Annotated in this window: 27 protein-coding genes; all 27 read left to right on the top strand. The window is 38.4% G+C overall.

Translation table 11 applies throughout. The annotated features are described in order from the left end of the window. The first annotated feature begins 58 nt into the window (after window positions 1-58). The 27 genes from ACZYT4_RS00305 to ACZYT4_RS00175 all read left to right on the top strand — a co-directional run bounded on the left by ACZYT4_RS00305 (window position 59) and on the right by ACZYT4_RS00175 (window position 26,306). The gene (locus ACZYT4_RS00305) at window positions 59-889 is read left to right on the top strand and encodes an AbiU2 domain-containing protein (RefSeq protein ID WP_303829214.1); all 831 of its coding nucleotides are present in this window, start codon (window positions 59-61) and stop codon (window positions 887-889) included. 5 nt (window positions 890-894) lie between these two features. Further along, window positions 895-4,035, top strand: a complete 3,141-nt coding sequence (locus ACZYT4_RS00300) for a type I restriction endonuclease subunit R (protein ID WP_463781645.1) — start codon at window positions 895-897, stop codon at window positions 4,033-4,035. Between the two features lie 11 nt (window positions 4,036-4,046). Then, window positions 4,047-5,264 (top strand): DUF6361 family protein, encoded by a 1,218-nt coding sequence (locus tag ACZYT4_RS00295; RefSeq protein WP_303829217.1) that lies wholly within the window; start codon window positions 4,047-4,049, stop codon window positions 5,262-5,264. Next, window positions 5,248-7,083 (top strand): phospholipase D family protein, encoded by a 1,836-nt coding sequence (locus ACZYT4_RS00290; protein ID WP_303829219.1) that lies wholly within the window; start codon window positions 5,248-5,250, stop codon window positions 7,081-7,083. The genes ACZYT4_RS00295 and ACZYT4_RS00290 overlap by 17 nt, the downstream gene beginning before the upstream one ends. After that, on the top strand, window positions 7,076-10,324 hold the full coding sequence (locus ACZYT4_RS00285) for a DEAD/DEAH box helicase family protein (protein ID WP_303829221.1): 3,249 nt from the start codon (window positions 7,076-7,078) through the stop codon (window positions 10,322-10,324). Before ACZYT4_RS00290 ends, ACZYT4_RS00285 begins: the two co-directional genes overlap by 8 nt. A gap of 18 nt (window positions 10,325-10,342) precedes the next feature. Then, a complete protein-coding gene (locus ACZYT4_RS00280) occupies window positions 10,343-11,374 on the top strand; it encodes a hypothetical protein (RefSeq protein WP_196376400.1) in 1,032 nt (343 codons plus the stop codon). 46 nt (window positions 11,375-11,420) lie between these two features. Next, on the top strand, window positions 11,421-11,738 hold the full coding sequence (locus tag ACZYT4_RS00275) for a hypothetical protein (RefSeq protein ID WP_463781643.1): 318 nt from the start codon (window positions 11,421-11,423) through the stop codon (window positions 11,736-11,738). A 38-nt stretch (window positions 11,739-11,776) separates the two neighbouring features. After that, complete coding sequence (locus tag ACZYT4_RS00270) at window positions 11,777-12,889, top strand: ADP-ribosylglycohydrolase family protein (protein ID WP_463781642.1); 1,113 nt, start codon at window positions 11,777-11,779, stop codon at window positions 12,887-12,889. A gap of 25 nt (window positions 12,890-12,914) precedes the next feature. Continuing rightward, window positions 12,915-14,441 (top strand): Y-family DNA polymerase, encoded by a 1,527-nt coding sequence (locus ACZYT4_RS00265; RefSeq protein ID WP_154454502.1) that lies wholly within the window; start codon window positions 12,915-12,917, stop codon window positions 14,439-14,441. 25 nt (window positions 14,442-14,466) lie between these two features. After that, a complete protein-coding gene (locus tag ACZYT4_RS00260; RefSeq protein ID WP_154454503.1) occupies window positions 14,467-14,892 on the top strand; it encodes a GIY-YIG nuclease family protein in 426 nt (141 codons plus the stop codon). Window positions 14,893-14,904: 12 nt separating this feature from the next. Continuing rightward, window positions 14,905-15,270 carry an MmcQ/YjbR family DNA-binding protein gene (locus tag ACZYT4_RS00255; protein WP_154454504.1) on the top strand — a complete coding sequence of 122 codons (366 nt, stop codon included), beginning with the start codon at window positions 14,905-14,907 and terminating at the stop codon, window positions 15,268-15,270. A gap of 18 nt (window positions 15,271-15,288) precedes the next feature. Further along, window positions 15,289-15,726 carry a hypothetical protein gene (locus ACZYT4_RS00250; RefSeq protein ID WP_154454505.1) on the top strand — a complete coding sequence of 146 codons (438 nt, stop codon included), beginning with the start codon at window positions 15,289-15,291 and terminating at the stop codon, window positions 15,724-15,726. A gap of 36 nt (window positions 15,727-15,762) precedes the next feature. Continuing rightward, on the top strand, window positions 15,763-16,206 hold the full coding sequence (locus ACZYT4_RS00245; protein WP_154454506.1) for a YolD-like family protein: 444 nt from the start codon (window positions 15,763-15,765) through the stop codon (window positions 16,204-16,206). Between the two features lie 26 nt (window positions 16,207-16,232). Further along, window positions 16,233-17,234 carry a helix-turn-helix transcriptional regulator gene (locus ACZYT4_RS00240; protein ID WP_154454507.1) on the top strand — a complete coding sequence of 334 codons (1,002 nt, stop codon included), beginning with the start codon at window positions 16,233-16,235 and terminating at the stop codon, window positions 17,232-17,234. 240 nt (window positions 17,235-17,474) lie between these two features. Then, complete coding sequence (locus ACZYT4_RS00235) at window positions 17,475-18,242, top strand: zinc ribbon domain-containing protein (protein WP_154454508.1); 768 nt, start codon at window positions 17,475-17,477, stop codon at window positions 18,240-18,242. 188 nt (window positions 18,243-18,430) lie between these two features. After that, window positions 18,431-19,030, top strand: coding sequence for a transcriptional repressor LexA (gene lexA / locus ACZYT4_RS00230; RefSeq protein ID WP_117819730.1), 600 nt, complete (start codon window positions 18,431-18,433; stop codon window positions 19,028-19,030). A gap of 130 nt (window positions 19,031-19,160) precedes the next feature. Beyond that, the gene (locus ACZYT4_RS00225; protein WP_118375185.1) at window positions 19,161-19,886 is read left to right on the top strand and encodes an ImmA/IrrE family metallo-endopeptidase; all 726 of its coding nucleotides are present in this window, start codon (window positions 19,161-19,163) and stop codon (window positions 19,884-19,886) included. Between the two features lie 563 nt (window positions 19,887-20,449). After that, complete coding sequence (locus ACZYT4_RS00220; RefSeq protein ID WP_463781641.1) at window positions 20,450-21,037, top strand: sigma-70 family RNA polymerase sigma factor; 588 nt, start codon at window positions 20,450-20,452, stop codon at window positions 21,035-21,037. Window positions 21,038-21,141: 104 nt separating this feature from the next. Beyond that, complete coding sequence (locus ACZYT4_RS00215) at window positions 21,142-21,702, top strand: type II toxin-antitoxin system PemK/MazF family toxin (RefSeq protein WP_144093552.1); 561 nt, start codon at window positions 21,142-21,144, stop codon at window positions 21,700-21,702. Then, window positions 21,695-21,916, top strand: a complete 222-nt coding sequence (locus tag ACZYT4_RS00210; RefSeq protein WP_002587855.1) for an excisionase — start codon at window positions 21,695-21,697, stop codon at window positions 21,914-21,916. The genes ACZYT4_RS00215 and ACZYT4_RS00210 overlap by 8 nt, the downstream gene beginning before the upstream one ends. 91 nt (window positions 21,917-22,007) lie before the next feature. Further along, on the top strand, window positions 22,008-22,238 hold the full coding sequence (locus ACZYT4_RS00205) for an excisionase (RefSeq protein WP_008789355.1): 231 nt from the start codon (window positions 22,008-22,010) through the stop codon (window positions 22,236-22,238). Further along, the gene (locus tag ACZYT4_RS00200) at window positions 22,219-22,455 is read left to right on the top strand and encodes an excisionase (protein WP_230862189.1); all 237 of its coding nucleotides are present in this window, start codon (window positions 22,219-22,221) and stop codon (window positions 22,453-22,455) included. The genes ACZYT4_RS00205 and ACZYT4_RS00200 overlap by 20 nt, the downstream gene beginning before the upstream one ends. A gap of 14 nt (window positions 22,456-22,469) precedes the next feature. Then, complete coding sequence (locus tag ACZYT4_RS00195; RefSeq protein WP_008789357.1) at window positions 22,470-22,721, top strand: excisionase; 252 nt, start codon at window positions 22,470-22,472, stop codon at window positions 22,719-22,721. An 11-nt stretch (window positions 22,722-22,732) separates the two neighbouring features. Further along, window positions 22,733-23,965 (top strand): tyrosine-type recombinase/integrase, encoded by a 1,233-nt coding sequence (locus ACZYT4_RS00190; RefSeq protein ID WP_101069724.1) that lies wholly within the window; start codon window positions 22,733-22,735, stop codon window positions 23,963-23,965. 791 nt (window positions 23,966-24,756) lie between these two features. Further along, a complete protein-coding gene (locus tag ACZYT4_RS00185) occupies window positions 24,757-25,341 on the top strand; it encodes a histidine phosphatase family protein (RefSeq protein ID WP_087243901.1) in 585 nt (194 codons plus the stop codon). Window positions 25,342-25,537: 196 nt separating this feature from the next. Further along, window positions 25,538-25,996: a hypothetical protein gene (locus tag ACZYT4_RS00180; RefSeq protein ID WP_463781639.1), complete on the top strand. Its 459-nt coding sequence runs from the start codon at window positions 25,538-25,540 to the stop codon at window positions 25,994-25,996. Continuing rightward, window positions 25,986-26,306, top strand: coding sequence for a hypothetical protein (locus ACZYT4_RS00175; protein ID WP_463781638.1), 321 nt, complete (start codon window positions 25,986-25,988; stop codon window positions 26,304-26,306). Before ACZYT4_RS00180 ends, ACZYT4_RS00175 begins: the two co-directional genes overlap by 11 nt. Window positions 26,307-26,402 lie beyond the last annotated feature (96 nt).

Raw genomic sequence — 26,402 nt, 5'->3', positions numbered from 1 at the left:
GAGAATAAAGCGTCTAAGGTTGCCGCTAAATTATCATTTACTGCAAGGAGTGTGAAAAATGGATAAAGAAAAGTTAATCAAACTTGCAGAGGATTTATATCAAAGTGCATTTGACGCTAATGCGTATTATGCAATTATGATGCAGTATAGAGAAATGAGCAAGAAATATAACAATGAAATGAATCTTTCGCCTGCTTTTTATCAAGTAGTGTATGGGGCGTTGCAAAAGGCTTGTTTTATGGAAATTGCAAAATTGTATGATAAAACAAAGGACGTTGTTTCAGTTGGTTTGCTCTTAAAGTATTGCAGAGATAATTTGGACTTATTTCCTGAATACAGAGATATAGTAACAATTAAGGAAGATGGCAGAGAATATTCTTTCCAAGTGCCATATCAGCATCATTTGAAACCAACAGAAGAATGTTTCTATGAAAATGAAGTGAAAAGCCAAAGAGAAATTTTAAAATTATTTGATACACCTGATTTTGAAAAAGTACCAATACAAGTTAATCTGACTTTTTCAGAACTTTTAGGATTGTATCAAAAGCGTTTTTGCTCTCTAAGCAAAAAACAAGAGAATATTCGTGTTCAAAGAAACAAAATATATGCTCATAATGACGAGAAACATATTTTAGCAGAAGAAAACGTATGGGATAAAAATCCGGTTACATATCCTGATATTCAGGAGTTGATAGATTTTGCTCTTGATTGCACGAGGCTAATACTTGGGGCATTGACTGGAGTAAGTCGTGCAGTAAGTTATGGAAACATAGATGATATTGAGGGAACGCTAATGCTTGCAAAATTGGGACTGAAATATCAGGATTATGAAATGGAACAGCGACATAGGCAAATATTGAAAGAGATATATGCTGATAAAAAGGAGTGAACGCAATGGCAAATTTTAATGAACACGCATTGGAAATGTCAATAATGGAGTTGTTCAAAGACGAGGGGTACACCTATGTCAGTGGCGACCAGATACACAGAGAAAGGACGGAGGTTCTGCTTACGGACGACCTGAAGCAATACCTCTATAATCGCTATGCGAAAGATGGTATCACACCGAGTGAGGTGGATAGTGTCATTCTAATGCTGCGTAATATTTCTGGTACAATTTATGAAGCAAACAAAGCTGTATTTAAGTTGCTCTGCGATGGATTTATTCTTAACCGTGAGGATAGAACGCAGAAAGACCTCTATATTGAACTTATTGATTTCGACACTCCCGAAAACAATATTTTCAAAGCGGTTAATCAGTTTGAAATTGAAGGCGTAAATAATCAGTTGCGTATTCCTGATGGCATTGTGTTCGTAAATGGTATTCCTGTTGTTGTTCTTGAATTTAAGAGTGCAGTACAAGAGAATACGACCATAATGGACGCATATAAGCAACTTACAATCCGTTACCGTAGAGATATTCCAGAGATTTTCAAATACAATGCGTTTGTTGTTATCAGTGATGGAGCAAATAATAAATATGGTTCTTTCTTCAGCCCATATGATTTCTTCTATGCGTGGAGAAAGATAAACTCAGACGATAAAGAACTGGACGGTATCAATTCTCTTGTAACAATGATAAAAGGACTTTTCCGAAAAGACCGTTTGCTTGAAGTTATTAAAGATTTTATTTATTTTCCGGATAACTCAGATAAGGATTTGAAGATAGTGTGTCGTTATCCACAGTTCTTTGCGGCAAATAAATTGTATGAGAATATCAAGGCTCATCTTCGCCCCGAAGGAGATGGTAAAGGTGGTACATACTTTGGAGCGACAGGCTGCGGCAAGAGTTATACAATGCTTTTTCTTACCCGTATGCTGATGAAAAGCAAATACTTTTCTTCTCCGACTATTCTTATTATTACGGACAGAACAGACCTTGACGACCAGCTTTCCAAACAGTTTGTAGGTTCAAAGAAATATATCGGGGATGAAACGGTTGTAAGTATTGAGTCCCGTGAGAAACTTCGTGAGGAGCTTCAAGGACGAGAGAGTGGCGGCGTTTATCTGACTACCATTCAGAAATTCACAGAGGATTTGCAGCTTCTTACAGACAGAACGAACGTTATTTGTATTTCTGATGAAGCACACAGAAGCCAAATCAATCTCGACCAAAAGGTTAAGATTACAGAGTCAGGTGTTCAGAAAACCTATGGCTTTGCCAAGTATTTGCACGACTCCTTACCAAATGCAACTTATGTTGGATTTACCGGAACTCCGGTTGATGGAACAATCGAAGTCTTTGGTGGTGTTGTAGACGCATATACAATGACGGAAGCTGTTAAGGACGGTATTACAGTTAATCTTGTTTACGATGGTCGTGCAGCTAAGGTTATGCTTAATCAGGACAAGGTAAGACAGATTGAAGAATATTATGCACAGTGTGAGCTTGAGGGAGCAAATGAACATCAAGTAGAAGAAAGTCAGAAAGCAGTTGCCAAAATGGAAGTTATTATTGGCGACCCTGATAGACTTCGTGCTGTTGCAGAGGACTTTATCAAGCATTATGAAACCCGTGTGGCAGAAGGTGCAACCGTAGCAGGCAAAGCAATGTTTGTATGTTCCAACCGAAATATAGCATACGATTTCTATAAGATAGTAAAGGAACTCAGACCGAAATGGACAGAAAAGAAGATTTGTGATGATGGTGTTGTTCTGAGTGAGAAAGATAAAAAAGAGTTGAAGCCAATGGAAAAAATCAAGTTGGTTATGACTCGTAATAAAGATGATGAAAAAGACCTATTTGATATGCTTGGCACAAAAGAGGATAGGAAAGAATTTGACCGTCAGTTCAAAAATCCGAAATCAAACTTTAAGATTGCCATTGTTGTAGATATGTGGCTGACTGGTTTTGATGTGCCGGAGCTTGATACGATTTACATTGATAAGCCTATTCAGCAGCATACCCTTATTCAGACGATTTCTCGTGTAAATCGTGTATGCGAGGGCAAAGATAAAGGTTTAATTGTTGACTACATAGGTATTAAGAAAAATATGAACACTGCCCTCAAGAAATATACGAATTTTGAGAGCGAAGAATTTGAAGGTGTGGAGCAGTCTATCACGATTGTAAAAGACCAGTTAGAAGTTCTTGGTCAGATGTTCCACAACTTTAACAGTAGTGATTTCTTCAACGGTTCTCCTACTGAACAGCTTGCCTGCCTGAATCGTGCAGTTGAGTATGTGCAGTTGTCTGAAGAACTGGAAAGAAGATTTATGGCAGCAGTCAAGAGAATGAAGCAGGCATTTAATCTTTGTAGTTCAAGTGAGAAATTCTCTGATGAAGATAAGGATTATATCCATTTTTATTGTGCTGTCCGTTCTATCCTTTTCAAGTTGACAAAAGGCGATGCACCGGATATTGAGCAGATGAACGCTCGTGTCCGCAAAATGCTTGAGGGTGCAATTCAGTCTGATGGCATTGAGGAATTATTTGAAACCGGAAAGCATATATCAGTTGATATTTTCAGCGATGAGTATATGGATAAAATAAATGCTATTCAGTTGCCGAATACGAAAATCAAGATACTTCAAAGACTTCTTTCTCAGGCGATTGACGAGTTTAAGAAAGTCAATAAGATTATGGGTGTGGAATTTGCAGACAGACTCAAGAAAGTTGTTGATGAGTATAATAACCGACGTCGTGATGAAGCGTATGCCAACGAAGTCCTTGATGATGTTGCGGAGCAGCTTGCACAGTTGTTGTCTGAGCTGAAAACAGAAAAAAACTCCTTCAAGAATATGGGAATAAATTATGAAGAAAAAGCTTTCTATGATATTTTGAAAGCAGTTTCCAAAAAGTTTGAGTTTGAATATCCGGACGATAAAATGATTGAACTATCCAAGCGGATAAAGCTGATTGTTGATGATAAGTCACGCTATACCGATTGGTCAGCCCGTGATGATATTAAGGCAAACTTGCAAGTGGATTTGATATTGCTGCTTGATGAGTTCGACTATCCACCAGTAACCATTGATGATGTTTACAAGGAAGTTCTTGAGCAAGCAGAGAATTTCAAGAAATACGCAAATTAGGAGACAAGGATATGGAATTAGGTTGGATAGACTTTTCAAAAACAGAACGAAGCAAAATACTTAGCGTTTTAGATTTGCTTTCAGAAAGCGGTACTTTGGATGAGCTTGGTATTGCACCTGTTAGAGATGGCTTTTCCAACCTTTTCTTTCCGGGTACAACTACCATCCAAACGAGAGCCAAATACTTCTTTATTGTTCCGTATGCTTTGAAGCAGTTAGAACGAAGCTCAGAAACAAATCCGAACCGAGTTTTCAAAGCATTGGACGCTATTGAAAAGACCTGCGGACAGACATTCCTTGAACAGAACAGTAATGAAAACGGTATTATCGGAAAGCGTTCATTACAGTCCGGTGGATGGGTTAAGAGAACTCCTGCGGATATTTATTGGGCAGGTCTGAAACGGTATGGTATTTTTACCGGAGGTAGCTTATCACTTTCGGAGTACATAAGGATTTCCTGTGCTATGAAAGACAAAAAGACTACTCTCAAAAAGCTCGGAAACAGAAATGATAATGCAGAAGAAAATGAGTGCGATGATAAAAACGCTGGCGACTTATTCAAAATGCAGTTTTGGAAAATGCCCTTGTATTCCGATAAGTGGATGGAGAATCTGTCTATCAACCTCACAAAAGCTGAAGCGGAGTTCTTGCAAGAACAGATTATAGAAAATTGCAAGGGCAGTTTGCTTGCTTGTGTTCTTGAAATGGGTATAACTGAATTTCTTGATTGTGAATCATTCAGAGATTTAGGGGCGATTATAGATAAATTCCCTGAAGCTGTGCAGCAGGATTATTGGCTTGCCCTTGCCTTTTCGGACTTCATTTATGTAATTCGTACCGTTTATAACATTATCATTTCGTATGGACAGAATGAAGCAGCCAATGATGAATTGGAAAGGTTAAAGCCTGAACTTAAAGAGCTTGCGGATATAGATGTTGATTTCATTCTGAATAAGCTCGAAGTGTTTACGAATCCGCTTCTCAAAAAGTTCTTGAAGCAGTCGCAGGATTTGATGATTGCTGGAGATGTTGAAGGACTCAAAAAGTGTATTACCAATCGAGAGGTACAACTTAAGGGTACAAACAGAGCCAAGACCACACATCCGGGAGAATTTGATGTTAATGAGTGGATTGGCGGTGGAGAGCTTGATTATCGTTTCTTCAATGCAAGAACAATAGTCAGAGATATTTTTGAAAGCGAGGGTAAGACTGATGTTAAATCCAAATAATGACAGATTAGATTACGGTCAGGTTCTTGCACCTCCGGACAAATATAGACTTGATTTTGCGATAGGAACAACATACTCGCTTGATTTGGACGCTCTTGTCGGTGCTTGCATTGCTCTCGGCTTATCGGAGGAAACTGACAGCGATTTGATGAAAAATCCGATTTGCCTTTTGGAAGCATTAAGAGCGACCGGAGATAAAGTCGCCCTGTTTTGTGAGGGTGGACAGATTCACACTCCGAATAGTGTTACTCCGCTATATATCTTACTTGAAAAAATGGTATTTCAGGTAAATACAGCAAAACGTAGAGGGATTGCAAAGTTCCCTTCGTTTCATCCGAAATTTTGGCTGCTTAGATATGTCGATAAGCAGAACAATCCTTTGTATAGAGTGGTTGTACTGAGCAGAAATCTGACATTCGACAGAAGCTGGGATATAACTTTTTGTATGGATGGTAAAGTAAACAGCAGAAAGACTTTGAAAACAGTTCCAATCGGAGATTTCTTGTCGTATCTTGTCGGTCAGTTGCCTGCCGATGAAAATGCAAAAGCAAAACAGAAAAAGATAAGAGCAATTCAGCGTGAACTGCCATTTGTTCATTTTGAATTGAACTCAAGAGAATTTGACGATTTTGAATTTCTTCCTGTTGGAATTAAGAACAGTAACGGCGGATTCCACTCAACAGAGGATGAGCCGTTTAATCCGCTGTTTAATGATTCCTGTCACGAGGTTTTGGTTATGTCGCCGTTCCTCAGCAACTCTGTAATCCGTGAATTTAAGGAAAGAAATACATATATCAACCACACGGATTATATGTTGTTCACAAGAGCAATGTCGCTTGGTAAATTAAATGCTGAGGATTGCAGAAACTTTAGGATTTTTACAATGAAGGACGCTGTTGTAGATGGAGAGTCTGCAATTTCGGAAGATGAGCCACAGGTACAGAAGCAGGATATACACGCCAAAGTTTATATGGTGCGTAAAAATTCAGACTCCTATTTATATTTGGGTTCGCTTAATGCGTCACATAATGCAATGTTCGGTAATATCGAATTTATGATGTTACTGAAAAGCAAGAACCGTTATCTTAATATGACAAAACTTTCCGAAGCATTATTTAATGGTTCGGAGGATAACCCTTTCAATCCTTTTCAAGAGGTATTTCTTACTAATGAGATTGCCGTGGATGAGGAAGAAGAAAAGCAGAATATGCTTGATGGATTTATAAAAGAGATAAACCGATTAAAGCCAACTGCAAGAGTAATACCGAATGGTAAATACTTTGACTTATCGGTTTGCTTTTCCGAAGTGCTTGAAACGGAATATAAAGTCGGTATTTCTCCTCTGCTTTCTAATAAAACGGAAGCCGTATCGGAGAATATATTGTTCAAGTCCTTGGCATTAACGCAGCTTTCAGAGTTTTATAAGATTTCTGTAAGCGATGGTAAAAGGACTGTTGAGCGAATTATTATCATTCCGACAGGCGGATTGCCGGAAGATAGAGAAAAAGCAGTCGTATCAAGTGTTGTTAAGGACAAAGAATGCTTTTACAGATATATTGCGTTTCTCCTTGGCGACAGCTATGCCTTGGGAGCTTTGGAAGCTGCTTCATCCGCAGAGAGTTCCATAGTGAATCATTCAAATTCGTCTGCTCGTCTGCCGGCTCTGTATGAGAAAATGCTTCAGACAGCAGCGACAGCTCCGGAAAGGTTTAAGGAAATAGATTATTTAGTAAAGGCAATATCTTCGGATGGAGTTATTCCGGAGAATTTTGAAGAACTCTATAATACATTCAAAAAGGCGGTGAAACTGGATGGCTGATGTTAATGTTGCAGGTCAGTTAGATGAAATTGAAAAACGAATTATGGCTGGACTGAAAGATTTTCAAAGAGCCACCGTTAATCGTATTGATGAATTATATCGTGCAGGGCAAATGCGTGTTTTAGTATCGGACGAAGTGGGTCTTGGAAAGACCCTGATCGCCCGTGGGACGATAGCAAAACTTGCAAAATTACAGAAAGAGTCCGGAGATAAGCTCGTAAAAGTGGTTTATGTATGTTCTAATGCTTCGATAGCAGAACAGAACCTAAATAAACTCCGAATTACAAGTGAGTTGAAAACAGAAAGCACAAGCTCCTCTCGTTTGTCAATGCAGCATTTGAATATATTTAGGCAGGAGAATGACACAGCGCTGCTCAATCGCTACATACAGCTTATTCCTCTTACTCCTGATACATCTTTCAGAATGACTTCTGGTGCAGGTACAGTATCGGAAAGAGCGTTGATGTACGCAATTTTAAGAAGAATGCCGGAACTGTCAATGTATCGAAAGGCATTGGAAGTTGCTATGGCGGATAAAGCAGTTGGTCAGTGGGATGGTTGGGCGAGAGATTGGTATGAAACGCAAGTAAAAGAATGTGATAAAACATCCGGCGGAAAGTATCTTGCGTATATGCTGGATAAGTTATCAGTAGAATTAAATATGCGGGCAGATGAAGATAATACCGTTCTTGATATGATAATCTCTATGTGCAAGCAGATTAGGAGCAATGGGTATAAACAGCAGAATAACAATGCTGTCATTGGTAAGCTGAGAGTGATTTTTGCAAAAATCAGCTTAGATAAACTTGAACCTGACCTTGTAATAATGGACGAATTTCAGAGGTTCAAATATCTGATAAACTCGGACTCGGACACAGAAACCGGAATGCTTGCAAATAAGTTCTTCAATTCCAGTAAGGTTAGAATGCTTCTGCTTTCAGCAACACCATATAAGATGTATTCAACTCTTGAGGAAATAGACGAAACACAGGTTGATGAACATTACTCTGAGTTCTTTGATGTAATGAATTTCCTTAACATATCGGAAAGCGAGAAGCGTAAGTTTAAGACGGTGTGGAGCGATTATTCCGTTAAACTGAAAGAATTATCCGATGGGGATACAACCGTTCTTTCTGCGAAAAATGCTGCGGAGGACGCAATGTATCAGCACATTTGCAGAACCGAGCGTATTTCGGCGTCAGAAAATGCGGATATAATTGACGACCAAGATGTTGCAGCTCCCCTTAGTGTTATGGAGCAGGATATTAAGTCCTATGTTCAGGCACAAAAGCTGCTTGAAGATATAGGTGCTTCTTTCAATGTTCCGGTTGATTATGTGAAATCCACTCCGTATCTGATGTCATTTATGCGTGACTATCAGTTGAAGCGATATATTGAAAAATACTTTGCTGACCATCCTGATGAAGTAGGCAAAGTTAATAAGGATACATTTTGGCTCAAGAGAAGAACGCTTGACCGATATGACAAAGTGCCGAATAACAACGCCCGACTCGACAGAGTAATGGCACATACATTTAAAGATAATGCAGAGCTTTTGTTATGGGTTCCTCCGGCACGTCCGTATTATCAGCCACAGGGCGTGTTTAAGAATGTGTCCGATTTTTCAAAAACACTTGTATTCTCATCGTGGGAAATGGTTCCCCGAATGATTGCAGGTCTATTATCTTACGAAGCTGAAAGAAAGACGGTTGGAAAACTGGCAAAGGCAAACGAGGATAAAGAAGCGCATTATTTCTATACCGGAGAAAAGCGTTACCCCTCTGCTCGCTTGAATTTTTCTGTGAGCAATGGAACACCTAATGCAATGACCTTATTTTGCTTGATGTACCCGTCGCAGTTCCTTTCAAGATGTTACGACCCGATTGATTGTATCAATAGAGGACTTACGCTCAGGGAAATTGAAAAAGAAATTAAGGGTAAGATTGCTGATAAACTTGTAAAATACGAAACGACGACATCAGGTGTGCAGGATAAACGATGGTATTATATCGCTCCATTATTACTTGACGGAGCAGGATATGTTACCACTTGGCTGAACAGCGACAGTGAATTGACTTCTTACGACGATGAAGATGAAAAGACCAAGCGACAGAAAGGTTTTCTTACCCATTTACAGGCACTTAAAGAGCTTTACTATGAAACGGATTACGGAAGAAAGTGCAATCTTGGTAAAAAGCCGGACGACCTTTTGGATGTGCTGACGGATATGGCTATCGCTTCTCCGGCGATTGTTATTAACCGAACCTATCAGACCTACTGTAAAAAGGGCGAATCTTTTCCGAGTTTTCTACCAAGTCAGATAGCTAAAATATTCATCAATCGAATGAATACTGCGGAATCTACTGCTACAGTTGAATTGGCGTGTGGAAAGAAATCTGATGACGCTCATTGGCAGAACCTTCTTACCTACTGCAAGCAAGGAAATCTGCAAGCGATGTTTGATGAGTATGCTCATTTGATTACAAATGGATTTGACGCAGACAACAACTTAGTCGGCAATCTTCATCATTCTATTGCAACTTCGATGGATGTAAGAACTACGATTTATACAGTAGATACTTTTAACAGTTTTAAAGCAAGAGCCAATGGTGGAAAGGAAAAAGCCACGGCACTTCGCTCTCACTTTGCGGTTGCCTTTACAAAAGGCGATGGAAAAGAGAAAGACGCAGACCGAAAGAAAGTTATCAGAAATGCTTTTAACTCTCCATTCAGACCGTTTGTGTTGGCGTCCACATCTATCGGTCAAGAAGGGTTGGATTTCCACAACTACTGCCGACGAATTGTTCATTGGAACTTGCCGTCTAACCCGATTGATTTGGAGCAGCGTGAGGGCAGAATAAACCGCTTCGAGTGTTTGGCTATCCGACAGAACATAGCCAAGAGATATGGCACAGTATCGTTCAAAAAGAACATTTGGAAAGAAATGTTTGATGAAGCGGCAAAAGTCGAAAATGGTGGCGAGGGTTCAGACCTGATTCCTTTTTGGGGACTTACCGAAAAAGAAGATATGGTAAGGATTGAGCGAATAGTTCCGATGTACCCATTCAGCAGAGATGAACTGGCATACGAAAGACTTATCAAAATCCTTTCGCTTTACCGTCTTACTTTAGGGCAGGCTCGTCAGGAAGAATTGTTAGAGTACATTTTTAAGAATTGTGATGACTTGGATGAGATGAAGAATTACTTTATAAACCTGAGTCCGTATTATAAAAAGCACTAAGGAAGGAGGGCGAAGAATATGAATCTTATGAATTGTTCCGTTAAACATATCTCTTGGGGAATAGGAATGGTTACAGAGCAAAAAGACAACTACATTAAAATCATTTTTGGGGTTGGAGAAAAACAGTTCGTTTATCCGGATGCATTTGAGAAGTTTTTAAAATGCGAAGATACAAATATGCAAAGTCAAATCGAAGAAGAACTTGCTCTGAAAAAGCAGCAGGAAATCCAGAAACAACAGGAACGGCAGCAGAGAATTGAAGAAATCTCTCGTACAGTTCCGGTTGTGAATACTCGCAATGGAAAAAAGAAAAACTATCCGAAAGAAAACATCGCTTTCAAATGCAATTACTGCGATGGCGGAAAAGACCAAAATGGTATCGGATATTTATGTGCTTGCAGTGATGAGCTGATAGGATACAACATCGAGGTGGCTCAGCATAGTTGGTGCTGTAATGAGGAAGCTCCTTGCAGCCAATATTATGATGGTATCATTGACCGTGAAACCTTGGATGAGCAAAATGATGACGGTGGCTTTGTATGTTATGAAAGTCAAATGCTCAGGAACTGGGCAGCTTTTGCTGGATTTGTACTTACCGGAGAAAATAAGCAGAAACCGATGAAGTTGAGCAAAGTTCAGATTAACAGCTTGGCGATTTTAACATCGAGAGAGCCGTATGCTCCGGAAAAGGATAGGTTTGTTTTCGGTGTGTTCCTTGTGGATGAAGCCTATGAAGGCGATAATCGTGATGAAGGTTATGTTACTACCTCATCAAAATATAAGATAAGTCTTACGCAAAAAGAAGCAAAGAAAATCTTATTTTGGAACTACTATCATAATGAGAACTCTCCTGAAAAAGTAGCTTGGGGTCAGGGTTTACATAGATATATTACAGATATTCAGGCGGCGAGCGTTCTATATGATATTTGGAAAGTAAAAGCAGGAACAAAAGACGAAGAACTGGCAAAGGAATTTCTTGACCACTTCTGCAAAATCAATGCTATAAAGTTTGATGACCTGCCTGTGTTGGAGGGTGCATTAACGAGATAAATACGAATAGCAGGTAGCAAGGAACTATTTAGAATAATTGGGAAGGGTGGCTGTTATGACGACATTAGAAAAGCGTTTTGAACAAGATATGATTAGTATATATACGACTGCAAAAAAAGAATGCGGATATAATGCTAACCGTTTTCTACAAATGATTGGAGCTAAGGGCGGCTTGGCAACAGCAAAACAGTTGATAGGAAAACCCGGCGGGACGGATGGATTTACAACACTTTGGGAACACGGGCGTCTAGATTTATCGGTAGAGGCTTATGTGTTAAAGCCTGAATATGCTGAATTATTTACTGAAGATGAGAAAAAAATGTGTCGAGACCGTTTACTGCAATTTGGATATGAAATTAACTAAATTCATCTGCACAAGTTAAACAGAAGGGATGACGACATATGAAAAACATTGATAAATACAGAGGTTGTCTTATCGGTGGAGCAGCAGGCGACGCATTAGGCTATGCAGTTGAATTTCTTGATGACGCTGCTATCTTCAGCAAGTATGGTGAGAATGGTATTACCGAATACTCACTTGTAAATGGTGTGGCGGAAATATCTGATGATACACAAATGACTTTATTTACTGCTAATGCATTGCTTCTTGGAACAACAAGAGGTATGACCCGTGGAATTATGGGGAGCTATCCAAGCTATATTTCGCTGTGCTATAAGGAATGGCTTCGTACTCAGTATGAACAATTTCCGCTAAATGAGGAATATTCTTATACTTGGCTTATCAATGTTCCTGAATTATTTGCTCGGAGAGCGCCCGGTAATACCTGTATATCAGCTATCGAAAATGGTGCAAATGGAACACTTGAAGAACCGATAAACCGTAGTAAAGGTTGCGGAGGTATTATGCGTGTTGCACCAATCGGTTTATATTTTGAGGGCAAAAGATATTCTGTCTCTGAAATAGACAAGATAGGAGCAGAAACGGCAGCACTTACTCACGGACACGAGCTTGGATATATTCCGGCGGCAGCTTTAGTTCATATCCTACACATTTTATCTCATAATGAAGATGTGAAAATGCTCGACGCTGTTTTAGATATGAAAAAAGCAATTCGTAGAGAGTTTGTAAATGTAAAACATCTGTCTGAACAGATTGCATTGATTGATAAGGCGATTGACCTTGCAAATGAAGATGTAGATGATTTAGAAGCTATAAGAGAACTTGGTCAAGGATGGGTTGCAGAGGAAACACTTGCGATAGCTATTTATTGTGCGTTGAAGTATTCTAATGATTTTGATAAAGCACTCATTGCTTCGGTAAATCATAGCGGAGATAGTGATTCAACTGGAGCTGTAACAGGTAATATATTAGGAGCATATTTAGGTCTTTCAGGTATCCCTGAAAAATATTTGAAGAACCTTGAATTAAAGAATGTAATTCTTGAGTTGGCAGATGATTTATTCAACGATTGCAAGATTACAGAGTATGGCTCATATCACGATGAGATATGGGAACAGAAATATATTTACAAGACGTACAGACCCAAAAGGTAAAAAGGGAAAAAGAAAGGAGCGTAAAATGGCTAAGAACCGTACTTACATTGCAATAGATTTAAAGTCCTTTTACGCTTCTGTCGAGTGCAGGGAGCGTGGACTTGACCCGTTGACGACCAATCTTGTCGTTGCGGATAAGAGCCGAACTGAGAAAACAATTTGTCTTGCTGTTTCTCCCTCACTCAAAACTTACGGTGTTCCCGGCAGACCGAGATTGTTTGAGGTCGTGCAAAAAGTTAAAGAAGCAAATGCACGACGCAGACAGAAGGCTCCGCATTACAAGTTTGATGGAGCTTCCTATAATGACCTTGAGCTGAAAGCAAATCCGGCATTGGAGCTTGATTATATCGTTGCTCCTCCCCGAATGGCTTACTATATGGAATACAGCACGAGGATTTACAATGTCTATCTCAAATATGTTGCTCCGGAGGACATTCACGTTTATTCCATAGACGAGGTGTTTATGGATGTTACCGCTTATCTGAATACTTATCAGATGACGGCAAGAGAGCTGACAAGAAAGATTATCCAGGATGTGTTGGATACTACCGGAATAACTGCTACGGCGGGTATAGGAACAAACCTTTATCTGTGTAAGATAGCAATGGACATCGTAGCAAAGCACACCGATCCTGACCGGGATGGTGTGCGTATTGCCGAACTGAATGAGATGTCATATAGAAAATTGCTTTGGACACACCGACCGTTGACTGATTTTTGGCGAGTTGGAAAAGGATATGCAAAGAAGCTCGAAGCAAGCGGTCTTTATACAATGGGCGATGTTGCAAGGTGTTCCATCGGAAAGCCGAATGAATTTTACAATGAAGCACTGCTCTATAAGATGTTTGGAATCAATGCAGAGCTTCTTATCGACCACGCTTGGGGATGGGAGCCTTGCACAATAGAAGATATTAAAGCGTACAAGCCGTCTACTAACAGCTTGGGTTCAGGACAGGTCTTGCATTGCCCATATACCTTTGAAAAAGCAAAGTTAGTGGTACGAGAAATGACTGACCTGCTTGTACTTGATTTGGTTGATAAAGGTCTTGTGACCGACCAAATTGTTCTCACGATTGGTTATGATATTGAGAACTTGACAGACCCCGGCAGGAGTAGTCGATATAAGGGCGAGATTACTACCGACCATTACGGAAGAAAGATACCGAAACACGCTCACGGGACTGCTAATCTCGACAGGCAGACATCCTCTACTATGCTCATTATGAACGCTGTCACTGAGCTTTACGACCAGATTGTAGATAAGAACCTGCTTGTCAGACGAATTACCATCTCGGCAAATCATATTGTTGATGAAAGCTCAGTAACAAAGAAAGACAGCTTTGAGCAGCTTAATCTCTTTGTGGATTATGAGGAGCAACAGCAGAAACAGGCTGAGGAGGACGCAGCCTTAGAGCGTGAGAAGAATATGCAGAAAGCAATGCTCAGCATTAAAAAGAAGTTTGGAAAGAACGCCATACTGAAAGGTATGAACCTTGAAGAAGGTGCGACCGCCAAAGACCGTAACAGTCAGATTGGCGGACACAAGGCATAAATTTAAAAAAGAAGATGATGATATTATGAGAGAAAAGATAAAGATAGATAGGCAGTTAAAAGAAAATAACAGAGGAGTTTATGGCATATTTCTTATTCGCTGTGATGATTTAGATGAACAATGTGCATATATAGGAAAAAGTGAACAGTTATTTGAACGTGCAAAACAACACTTAAAAAGCATTGAAAATAGAACAAATATTTCGTCATTAAATAATGCAATGGACGATGATGACCTTAGAATTGAAATTCGACTTATTGAATCTGTGGAATACAAGTTTGATAATTATTATAAGGACGCACAGCGTCTTGCAAGTCGTGAAAACCATTGGATAGATGAATATCAAGAAAAGAATCAATGTTTAGAACAGGTTCCTGAAGGGAAACGTCCCTCTATTGAGAGTTGGGAAAGACAAAAGGAAAAATATAAAAATAGAAGTAATAAGTCATAGAAAAGGACGATTATGAACAGGCAAGAAATTTTTGAATGGGTAAAAGCTACTTACGGTACAGAGCCAGACTATCCGTGGAATGATTGGAATGCCGTGCTACGACATAAGGATAATAACAAATGGTACGGTGTGGTTATGGAAGTTGCAGAAAGTAAGTTGGGATTGACCGGAGATAAAATTGTTGATTTGCTGAATGTTAAATGTGACCCGATACTTATCGGTTCACTAAGGCAGCAGAAAGGATACTTCCCGGCTTATCATATGAATAAAGACAGTTGGATAAGTATTCTCTTGGACGGCTCTGTTCCGTCTGACGAGATAAAGAACCTGATTGAGATAAGTTATAACCTGACGAAGAAAAGAGTAAGTAAAATCTAAATATGAAAGAGTGGGTATATGAAATTTGGATGGATTAACGGGTTTGGTGGATTAGTTGTAATTATAATGCTTATACCGAACATCATTTATGCAGTTAAAAATCAAGGGAAAGAGAATAACTGTAAGTGTGTTGTAATAAACGCTATTGAGCAAATTGGTAGATATTCAAGTATGGCTTTGATGTGTGTTCCGCTTTTAGTTTGGGAGTTCGGATTTCAGAGCGTAGCTGATATGATATTGTATTTTATGTGTGATACTGTGTTGCTCGTAGCCTATCTCATTATTTGGAGATTTTACTTTATAAGACCAACTCTAAAAATAGCATTATGCCTTGCTATTTTGCCTACGCTGATTTTTCTGATTAGTGGAGTTTTACTTAGGCATTGGCTTCTTGTTGTAGCAGCAGTTTTATTTGGAATTGGACATATATACATTACTGTTCAAAACCACAAATAATCAAACATAATCGTGCAAAGAAAGGAGGGTCAGACGATGAATGACAATAAAGATATACACCAATATAACGACATTATAAATCTGCCACATCATCAGTCGGCTACCCGTCCTCATATGTCGAATTATGACCGTGCGGCGCAATTCTCTCCCTTTGCAGCTCTGACCGGACACGATGAAGCAATTAAGGAAACCGCACGACTTACTGACCGAAAGATAGAAATTGATGAATACACAAAGGATGATTTGAACATCAAACTTCAAATTATAGACGATAACCCCGGCACAGAGGTTACAATAACTTATTTCCAACCGGACGAAAAGAAATCAGGCGGTGCATACCTGACCGTTACCGGGTGCGTAAAACGAATTGATGAATATGAACAGACGGTAGTTTTCATGGACAGAACCGCTATCCCGATTGACCAAATCAGCGAGATTGAGAGTGAGCTGTTCCGTGGACTGGAACTATTTGATTTATAAAGATGATTTCTTGAAAGGATACGACGATGGAAACAAAGCCAAGGATTTTATACCTACAAAAGATTTTACTGGAAAGAACCGATGAAGAAAATCCTCTTTCCACAACACAGCTAATCAATATATTGAATGATGAATACGGAATATCTGCACATAGAACGACGGTCACAAAAGACATTGCTGCACTTCAGGAGTTTGGAATGGACATCGTTACTATCCACTCTACTCAGAGCAAATACTTTGTAGCCAGTCGTAAGTTTGAATTGCCGGAACTGAAACTGCTGATAGATGCAGTAGAGTCATCGAAGTTCATTACAAAGAAGAAAAGCGAAACGCTGATTAAGAAGATACATACGATGACCAGTCCGGGGCAGGTGGCAAAGCTGAAGCGTAATAACTATGTGGTCAATCGAATTAAGCCGGATAATGAACAGATATATTACATTATCGACGCTATAAATGACGCCATCAACGCAGGTAAACAGATTTCTTTCCAGTATTACGATTATACCGGATTAAAGAAAAAGGTTCTGAAGAATAAGGGCGAGATTTATAAGTTGAGTCCGTATAAACTTCTCTGGTGTGGGGACTATTATTATGTTCTCGGATATTCTGAGAAGAAAAGCAAGGTTATCAATTTCAGGGTAGACCGTATTGCTTCCAAGCCGGAGATATTGGATAAAGATATTATTCCTATGCCGGATGATTTTGATATTGAGAATTACACAAAAGAAGTTTTCTTTATGTTCTCAGGTGAGAAAGTCCTTGTGGATTTACGGTGTGATAACAGTCTGATGAAAACGATGGTTGACCGCTTCGGTGAGGAAGTGACAACGCTTGCCTATGATATGACATCGTTCAGAATAAAGACCGAAGTGTCTGCAAGTCCGACCTTTTTCGGGTGGGTGTTTGGCTTTAATGGCAAGGTACAGATACTTGCACCGGAAAGCGTAAAAGAACAGTACAGACAGATGATTGCACAAGCCGATGAGGGTATGCAGCAAAAAGAAAACAAAGAACAGGAAATCTAACACTCCAAAGCATACGATGTCAAGAAACGGCAGAATCTTCCCGCAAAGCTCGCAGTATGAATATGCCGAGGGTGTGGAGTTTGAAGTTTATCCGTCTGCGGATACAACCGACCCAAACTATAATTGTGAAATTTGGGTAGCCGTGAACGAAAAAACCGAGTAATAAGGACAGCAACTGCGAGTTGCTTGTTTGAGATAATGCGTGAGACTATAATAAAGGTGTAAGGGAGGTACTGCATAATGGATACAAAACAGGTTATACTTGAACTTCGTACTCAAAAGGGAATGTCGCAGGATGAGCTTGCAGAAAAAGTTTTTGTAAGTCGTCAGGCAGTTTCACGTTGGGAAAACGGAGAAACAGTTCCGAATACGGAAACATTGAAATTGCTGTCAAAAGTATTCGATGTTTCCATAAATACACTTTTAGGCTCACCGAGAAAGCTTATTTGTCAATGCTGCGGAATGCCGCTTGAAGATGATGATATTATCGGACATAATCACGATGGTTCTTTCAACGAGGACTATTGTAAGTGGTGCTATGCCGACGGAACATATACTTACAATGATATGGACGATTTGATTGAAGTTTGTGTTAAGAATATGGTAAGCGAGAATTTCACGGAGGAACAAGCCCGTTCTTATATGAAAGAGCTACTTCCCACTTTGGATTACTGGAAGAAATATGATGAGCTTAGTGATAACGGTCAGTTTGAAGAATTCAAGAAAAAGTTAATCAATGAGATTAACGAATTGAATGTTGACGGAATGCCAAAGGTGGAAAAACTGAATGCCCTTGTTGGAAAGTATGTGAATCTTGAGTACCGGCTTCCGAATGGGCAAGCGGCTAAGTTTTTGAATGACGCAAAGACGTATCTGGGCAATCAACTTGAATGTGAATACGGCGGCGATAGATGTTTCGGCGTTGTTGCAGATATGGATTTTATTCTTATTTGCACTTATGAAGAAGACGGTAAAAATCCGGAACTTGTATTGTATAAGAAAAGATGATAATAGCGAAAAATAGTAAGCCATTAGAGTTAATGATTTCAGTGCAAACAAAGAAATTTTGAGGTGTTAGCAATTTGCGACACCTCTTTCTTTTTGCCAAAAAACCTATTGATATTTTTTGTGGATTGAGTATAATTGAAGTATCGAAAGCAAACTGCTTCCGATAGAAAAGAAAGCGAGGTGCAGGTATGAGAAGCAAGAGTCCTGAACTTATGAGTGAGATAAAAAAGTATATCGAGGATTATTACCTGCAAAATAGACAATCCCCATCGACTACAAAGATTGCTGAAGCGGTTGGTATTGCCAGAGGTACAGCATACAAATACTTGGTAGAGATGGCTCAGAAGAATATGATTGAGTACGACGGGCAGGAGATTCGCACCAATGTGACCCGTAAGTACAGTGGCGAACAGACACAGACACCGATTGTAGGTTCTATTCCTTGTGGCAGTCCTCAGTATGAGGAAGAAAATATTGAAGAATATGTATCACTTCCTACTGCTATTTTCGGTAAAGGAGATTTCTTCATATTAAGAGCAAGCGGTCAGTCTATGATTGAAGCAGGGATTGATGACGGCGACCTTGTGGTTGTTAAAAAGCAGGTAGAAGCCAATGAGGGCGATATAGTAGTTGCCCTTGTGGATAATCAGAATACATTGAAACGTTACTTCCGAGATGATGAGAATAAGAAAATCATTCTCCACCCGGAAAATAAGAAGATGAAAGACATCATTGTAGATGAGTGCTGCATTCAGGGTGTGGCTTGTCACATCATCAAAGAACTATAACAGAGGACAGACGAATGAGAACACTTGAAGGAATTCGCTATCTAATCAATTTGGATAGTGCGGAAATACAACAGAACTTTGCCGGAGGAGTTGCACCGCCGGACAAGGTGGAGTCGGAGGTGGACACAACTTGAGTATTTATATGTCAAGAGCCGAGTTGGAAGAAATCAGCGAAGGCTTGATAACAGCTTATGCTAATAAGTTTAGCAATCGAGTGATTCAATCCATCGACATAGAACATTTCATTACAGAATTTCTTATGTTACGAATTGAATACGCTTCTTTCGCAGAAGATGATGCAGGCAGGATTGGCTTTCTGGCAGATGGAGCAACACCACTGCTGGTACATCAGGACGGAAAAATTATTCCCTTTGTTTTCCCGAAAGATACCATCGTACTTGATAAATTTCTTCTTGCCGAAAAGGAGCAGGGACGTCGCAGGTTTACAATGGCACACGAAGCGTCACATCATATCTTGAGTAAGATGTATGCAATGCCGAGTGAAGGACGCTTTCATGCAGAGTATGACAGTGAGCGTAGTTATTCCAAAGAGGAACTGGCTCAGATGTTTGCGTCTGTTGAGTGGCAGGCAGATACAATGGGAGCTTCGCTTCTTATGCCGAGAAGAATTATTGAAAATGCCTTGGCGAAATATAATCAGTCAAATCCGATAAAAGTTTATGGCGATAATACCATCACTTCAAAGGATAAAAAAGTTATCCGTAGAATGGCAGCTTATATCGGAGTATCCTATACAGCTTTGGTTATCAGATTGAGAGATATGGGACTATTTGAGTATCACAATATCCTTGAGTACATTTCCAATGAGTTAAATCTGGGAGGTGTATCACAATGAGGTTACAGACTCAGACAGCACCTGAAATACAAAAGAGATTGCTTCTGTCAAGAGTAGAAGCAGAAAGCTTGAAAGAGCGTGATATTCTCTGCCCGACTTGCGGGTTCAGGATACAGAGAGTTTTTTCAGACGCAACCGGACATTTGAGTGTGAAGTGTCAAAAATGCAAGAATGTCCATATCTTAAATCTCGCTTACTTCCGAAGAATCCGTAGGAACGGATATGGCAGGAATTGCAGGCGATGAAGATTACAAGTAAATATCGAAACGATTTCTAATCGAGTAAGCGGAGATAAGCAATTTATTTGCTAAACTACCAAGCACCGTACGAAGCCGGATAAGTGAAGAATAGAAGTATTCTTTGCTGTCCAGATTCGACGGTGCTTTTTTTGTTGCTGTTTTATTCGATTATGCTTCGTGCAGTATTAGGTCTTTTCCCTTACTTGGGAAAGGACTTTTATGTTTTATAACGCATGGCAGTGCCAGATAGCTGAGTACCCGTAATCTCCGAATTTTTGATTTCAAACCAAATTCAAAAATTCAGATTTTAAGGAGATTACGGAAATGACAAAGAACAACAAATTAAATAATCAGGAAGAACTTTTTATAAGAGACTGTAAACTTATGAACCTCAAATATGAATATGACGGATATACCGGCACAGAAAAATGGGCAGTTGTTACCGAACTTACCGAAGAAGAACTGTGGGATAAATATCCTGATGTTATCGGCAGATACATTCCTTTTGTTTTGCTTTCTGTCGCACAGGGAAAAGTGATTATTGATGATAACAGAGAAACCCATAGGTGTGAAATGCGAGATGCAAGACATTTAGATGCATTTTGTTATGAAGATGATTTATTTGAGCAATTCCATAATGAAGCATTCTTGGATTTTGTTGACCCATTTGAACTCAGAGAAGCAGAAGAAATTGCAGAGAAGAAAGAATTACAGCGTCTGCGTGAAATTGAGAAAGTTAGAATAGTGCTTTCAATGATGAAACCAGCTCAGGAACGAAGATTGTATAAGTTTGTCATTGAGGGTAAAAGTTGTCGTGAAATAGCCGTAGAAGAAGGAACTTATCACAGTTCTGTCAGCAAGTCTATTGAAGCGGCAAAGAAAAGTTTTAAGAAAATTTATAAGAACCTCTGATTTTGGGTGTCCAAAACGCCCCCTTTTGTGCAATGAGTGAAGGGGTTATTTCATTCCAGATACGAATGACACTTCAAAATATTTAGAAATGTGAGGTTTTACATATGAAAGAAAAAACAATTTGCCGTGGGGACTTATTCTACTACGACTTCGGAACACGAACAGGTTCGGTACAAAGTGGAACACGACCGGTGCTTGTAATTCAGGCAGATGATTATAACAGAAACGCACCAACAATTATTGTGGCTGCGGTAACAGGCGTTATCAAGAAAAGATACCTGCCGTCACATATCCTGCTCGGTCAGGAGTTTGGACTCAAGAAGCCGTCAATGGTTCTACTGGAGCAACTTCAGACAGTAAACAAAGATGAACTCAGAGATTACATCGGAACGATTGAAGATGAGCAGCTTTTAAGGCGAATAAATATAACGCTTAAAAAGACTTTCGGACTTTGGATTTATAAGGAAGAAAAGAAAGAAAATATCCGTTGCCTTTGCTCAAAGTGCCTGAAAGATTATATTCACAATCCCGACTATATCGTGCGTCGGCTTGACCCGTTTGCTAAGGTCAAAGACCATTGTGATAAATGCAATCAATCCGGTTGGGATTATGTGATTGCTGAAAGACAGCACAACGCAAGAGGAAAGGGGTGTCAGAATGTCTAAGAAAAGATATGAGATTGTAAGTTATGACATTCCGCTTTGGTTAAAACCTGTTTTATCGGTAACGGAAACTTCAATTTACACAGGGATAAGTGCCAATAAGATATATGAGATGTCAGAATCGGAGGACTGCCCTTTTGTGATATGGATAGGAAGTCGCAGGGTAATCAAGAGAAAATCCTTTGAGGAATACCTCGAAAGGCAGTATTCAATATAGTAAAAAGTCAAATCTGCGATGAGTCCGATTGCATAATGGGCTTATCGCAGAAAAATGAATATACTGATGCCATCAATACAAGGAGGACGAAATGCAAAGCAAAAAAGAAATGCCATTAGAGCATAAGCCTATATTAACCATAAGAGAAGCGTCTTTTTATACAGGAATCAGTGAGAAAAAACTGATTGAAATAACAAATCTATATGCCTGCCCATTTGTATTATGGATGGGTAATCGCAGATTTATCAAGAGAAAAGCATTCGAGAAATTTATTCAGACATCGGAATTTAAGGGAGGTGCAGATGATGAACAGATTGAGTGATGAGTGGTTTTCCAGTAAAAGCGAGAGCGTTCCGTTGTGGCATAAGATAGCACTTTCTATTGATGAAATGTATGTATATACGGGCATTGGTAGAGAAACAATACGAGAACTTACAAAGCAACCGGAAGCAAAACAATTTACATTGAAAATTGGGAAAAGAACTCTAATTAAACGCAAACAATTTGAAGAATATTTAGACCAGATGTGTTCTATTTGAGGGGAGGAATGTAGATGTACAAAATAGATGGTTCTGAACTTTATGAATATCAGCAACAGCTATTGCAACCACCGGAGGATATACCGATTTGGGAAAAGAAATGTCTTACGGTCGAGGAAGCGGCTGCTTATTCAGGTATTGGAGAGCGAAGATTAAAGGCATTATTGATGGATAAGGATTGCAGTTTCAGAATTGCAAGAAGCGACAGGCTTTTAATTATACGAGAGAAGTTAGAGGAGTTTATTGACTCAAGCACAGAATTGTAGGAGGTAACACAATGGCAAATACAAAAAGAAAAGATAAATCAAGAAAGGTTCTCCGCAAAGGGGAATCGCAACGTCCGGACGGTACTTATCAATTCCGATGGACAGATGAGAACCGTAAAAGACATTGTATTTATGCAAGGAACTTGGATGATTTAAGATATAAGGAAGATGAAATCGACAAGGACAAGAAAGACGGTATCAAGGCAGAAGCACGCTATACATCACTTAACGATATGTATGAACTTTGGAGAGATTTGAAACGTGGAATAAAGAATAATACTTTTGAGAATTACAAATATATGTACGAGACATTCGTGCGTAATCAGATTGGTTCTCAATTCATAATGTCTATAAAAAAGACTGATATAAAAAGATATTACAACAGTCTTGTTGATGAAAGACATCTGAAACCCGCAACGATTGATAGCATACATACCGTTCTACATCAGGTCTTTGAAATGGCAGTAGATGATGATTATATCAGAAGCAATCCAACAGACAATGTTTTGCGTGAATTGAAAAAATCACATTGTTTTAAGACTGAAAAACGCAGGGCATTAACCAAACCGGAGCAGGAACTTTTTCTTAACTATCTGAAGAACACACCGGAAGCACAGTATTGGTATCCAATATTTGCGGTTATGGTCGGAACTGGATTGCGTGTGGGCGAATTGACCGGACTCAGGTGGTGTGACATAGATTTAGAGGAAAGCATTATAGATGTGAATCATACGCTTGTTTATTATGACCACAGAACCGAAGGAAGCAAGAAAGGTTGCTATTTCAATGTGAATACAACCAAGACACCGGCAGGTATGCGACAAGTTCCAATGCTTGAATTTGTGAAAGAAGCATTTTTAATGGAAAAAGAAAGGCAGGAACTTCTTGGACTGCATTGTGAAGCTACGGTTGATGGATATACGGATTTCATTTTTGTAAACCGTTTTGGGCAGCCACAGCACCAAGCAACGCTCAATAAAGCAATTCGTCGCATTATACGAAACTGTAATGATAAGCAGTTTCTGGAAAGTGAAAATCCAGAGGTTTTACTTCCACACTTTAGCTGTCATTCTCTCAGACATACATTTACCACAAGAATGTGTGAAGCCGGAGTGAATGTGAAAGTCATTCAGGACGCACTCGGACACAAAGATGTATCTACTACATTGAACATCTATACAGATGTAACAAAGGAATTAAGAAAGTCAGAGTTTGAGGGATTGGAATTACAATTTAATCAGTAAATAGTCAGAGAATCAGAAAGAGAGCATATGCCGTAGAGATGCGGGGTGTGCTTTCTTTACTTTATGACGAGAAAGTGGTAGAATGATACACAAGACTGATGGCAATGCTATAAAACCCAAAACTAAATAAGGATATACACCATTTACACCAATTTTTACACCAAACCTCATTTTTACCTTCACGAAACAAGTGGGAATGGTGTAGAGAGGTTGAATAAAAGCCCATTCATAGGCGATAAAATTTACAAAATGGAATTAAGTCGAGAGTGGACGATTTCGTCCCGACAATGAAACCAAGAAATAAATAGCGATAAAAACAAGATAATTTAAATTTGAAAATCAAAAAAACAAATACTTTTTCATCTGATATACTATAAGTAATCTTAATCAAGTAAATGCATAACAATATTCTGTAAAAAATTATTAAAAGTAATCATACTTGAGATTAGGTAGGTTACATGTTATAATCTGCTTGTAAATCAGATAGCATTGTACCAAATGCAAATAGGTAAGGATTGTGACTCCTTACCTTTTTAGTTTTTAGAGCGAACTTAACACTAGGCTAGTTATCGTTAAAAGTGACTGTCTAACCATTCGCATATCTAATATACAATGACCTTTACCATAACAGAAATAATTAAATTAAACATTATTATATCACCCAATGTTGTTAGATTGGTAACAATAAAGAAAATGATTAATAAATATGCTCTATAAGCATAGGGAATGGCATAAAAGAAGTATTTGGTTATATATAATAAATTTGATATAATCAATATGAGGTGATATTGATGACTAAACATTTATATTTGATGAGACATGGAGAAACGCTATTTAATAAAAGAAGAAAAATACAGGGTTGGTGTGACTCCCCTTTAACCAAAACTGGCATCTTGCAGGCCAAAGCAGCAAAGAAATGTTTAAAAGATATTTCATTTGATCATTACTATAGTTCTACATCTGAAAGATGTTGTGATACATTAGAAATTATTATCGGACAGGATACACCCTATAAAAGATTAAAACAACTTAAAGAAAGAAATTTTGGTGATTTTGAAGGAGAAAGTGAAGATTTAAACCCAAAGCGTTGGAGTGAATTCAATTATGATGACTTATTCCCTCATTATGGTGGAGAATATACGCATGATGTTGTAGAAAGAATGTCAAAATGTTTACTTGAAATCATGGAAAATGACGATCATCAAAATGTTTTAGCTGTATCTCATGGTGGTGCCTGTTATTCCTTCTTAAGTTCAGTAACTGATCCAAATATAGTAAGGGATAATGGCGGTTTCACTAATTGCTGTATTTTACACTTTGAATATAACGATGGAAAATTTAAATATATTGATATCTTAAGACCAGAATTCAGTTAGTAATCGTACTCTATTATTAAAGCAGGACAAAATAGTCCTGTTTTATTATTCATGAAATCTATCATATTTATCAAACTATTCTTTAAGCATCATTATAAAAACGTTTCTTGTCTATATCATCATTATTTTAACTTGTTGGTGTATATGATATAATTATTATAACAATGATATTCAAAAAGAGAGGACTTGAACAACCATGAAACAAATTGATCCCTATTCCCATCAATGTGGTGTTATTGATTGTTTTAATGAAATGGTCAAAGCTGGTATAAAAAATATAGCTTTAGCTCATCCTTGTACTACCAAAGAAGAAAGAGATAGCTATATTCCTTTTGTGGAAACTATCACAAATCAATATCAAACTTATTATTATTTGGATGATGATCCTTTAATTACTGATTTATTTCCTTATTCACTCAATAGAAAAACATATAATATTATCTTTTATAAAGAAAAGAAATATATAGAAGAATATATTGCATTAAAAGAACACAAAAGGCAATCTATTATAAATCAACAATATTCTCAGTTAAGAACAGAAATCGCTTATGAATTTGGTCATCTGTTAAGTTATTCAGATCAAACGATTGAACAATATATAAATATGAACAATGAAAAAGAAAATGATGAAGGAGAGATTTCATATGAGTCATGAAAAATATTTTATTATTGTTGTAGGATTAATTATCATAGTTTCTGCAATCTATCATTATACGTCTCAGAAGCCTCTTACAATTTATCATAATATACGCCCTATACTTGCCAAAAATATAACAAATGTTGCTAAACATAATCATGCAACTGCTTTGCTCTTATTTATTTATGGATTGATTTTTATCTTAGAAGGCTTTATTTTCAATCAAACAATTGTTCTTCATATAGCTATTTTCACTGCTGTACCTGGAATATTAATTGTCATGGCGATTTATGAAATTTTTATAAGAAGAAAGTATTCAACAAGGTAAACAATTTTGCTTACCTTGTTTTGTTTTGATAAACAATACATCTATATACTTAACTAACACTTTTTATAATATTCTTCAATATATTGACATTAGAAA

This window comes from Massilimicrobiota sp. mt181, from assembly GCF_055420065.1.
This window is presented reverse-complemented; position numbering and strand designations above follow the sequence as displayed.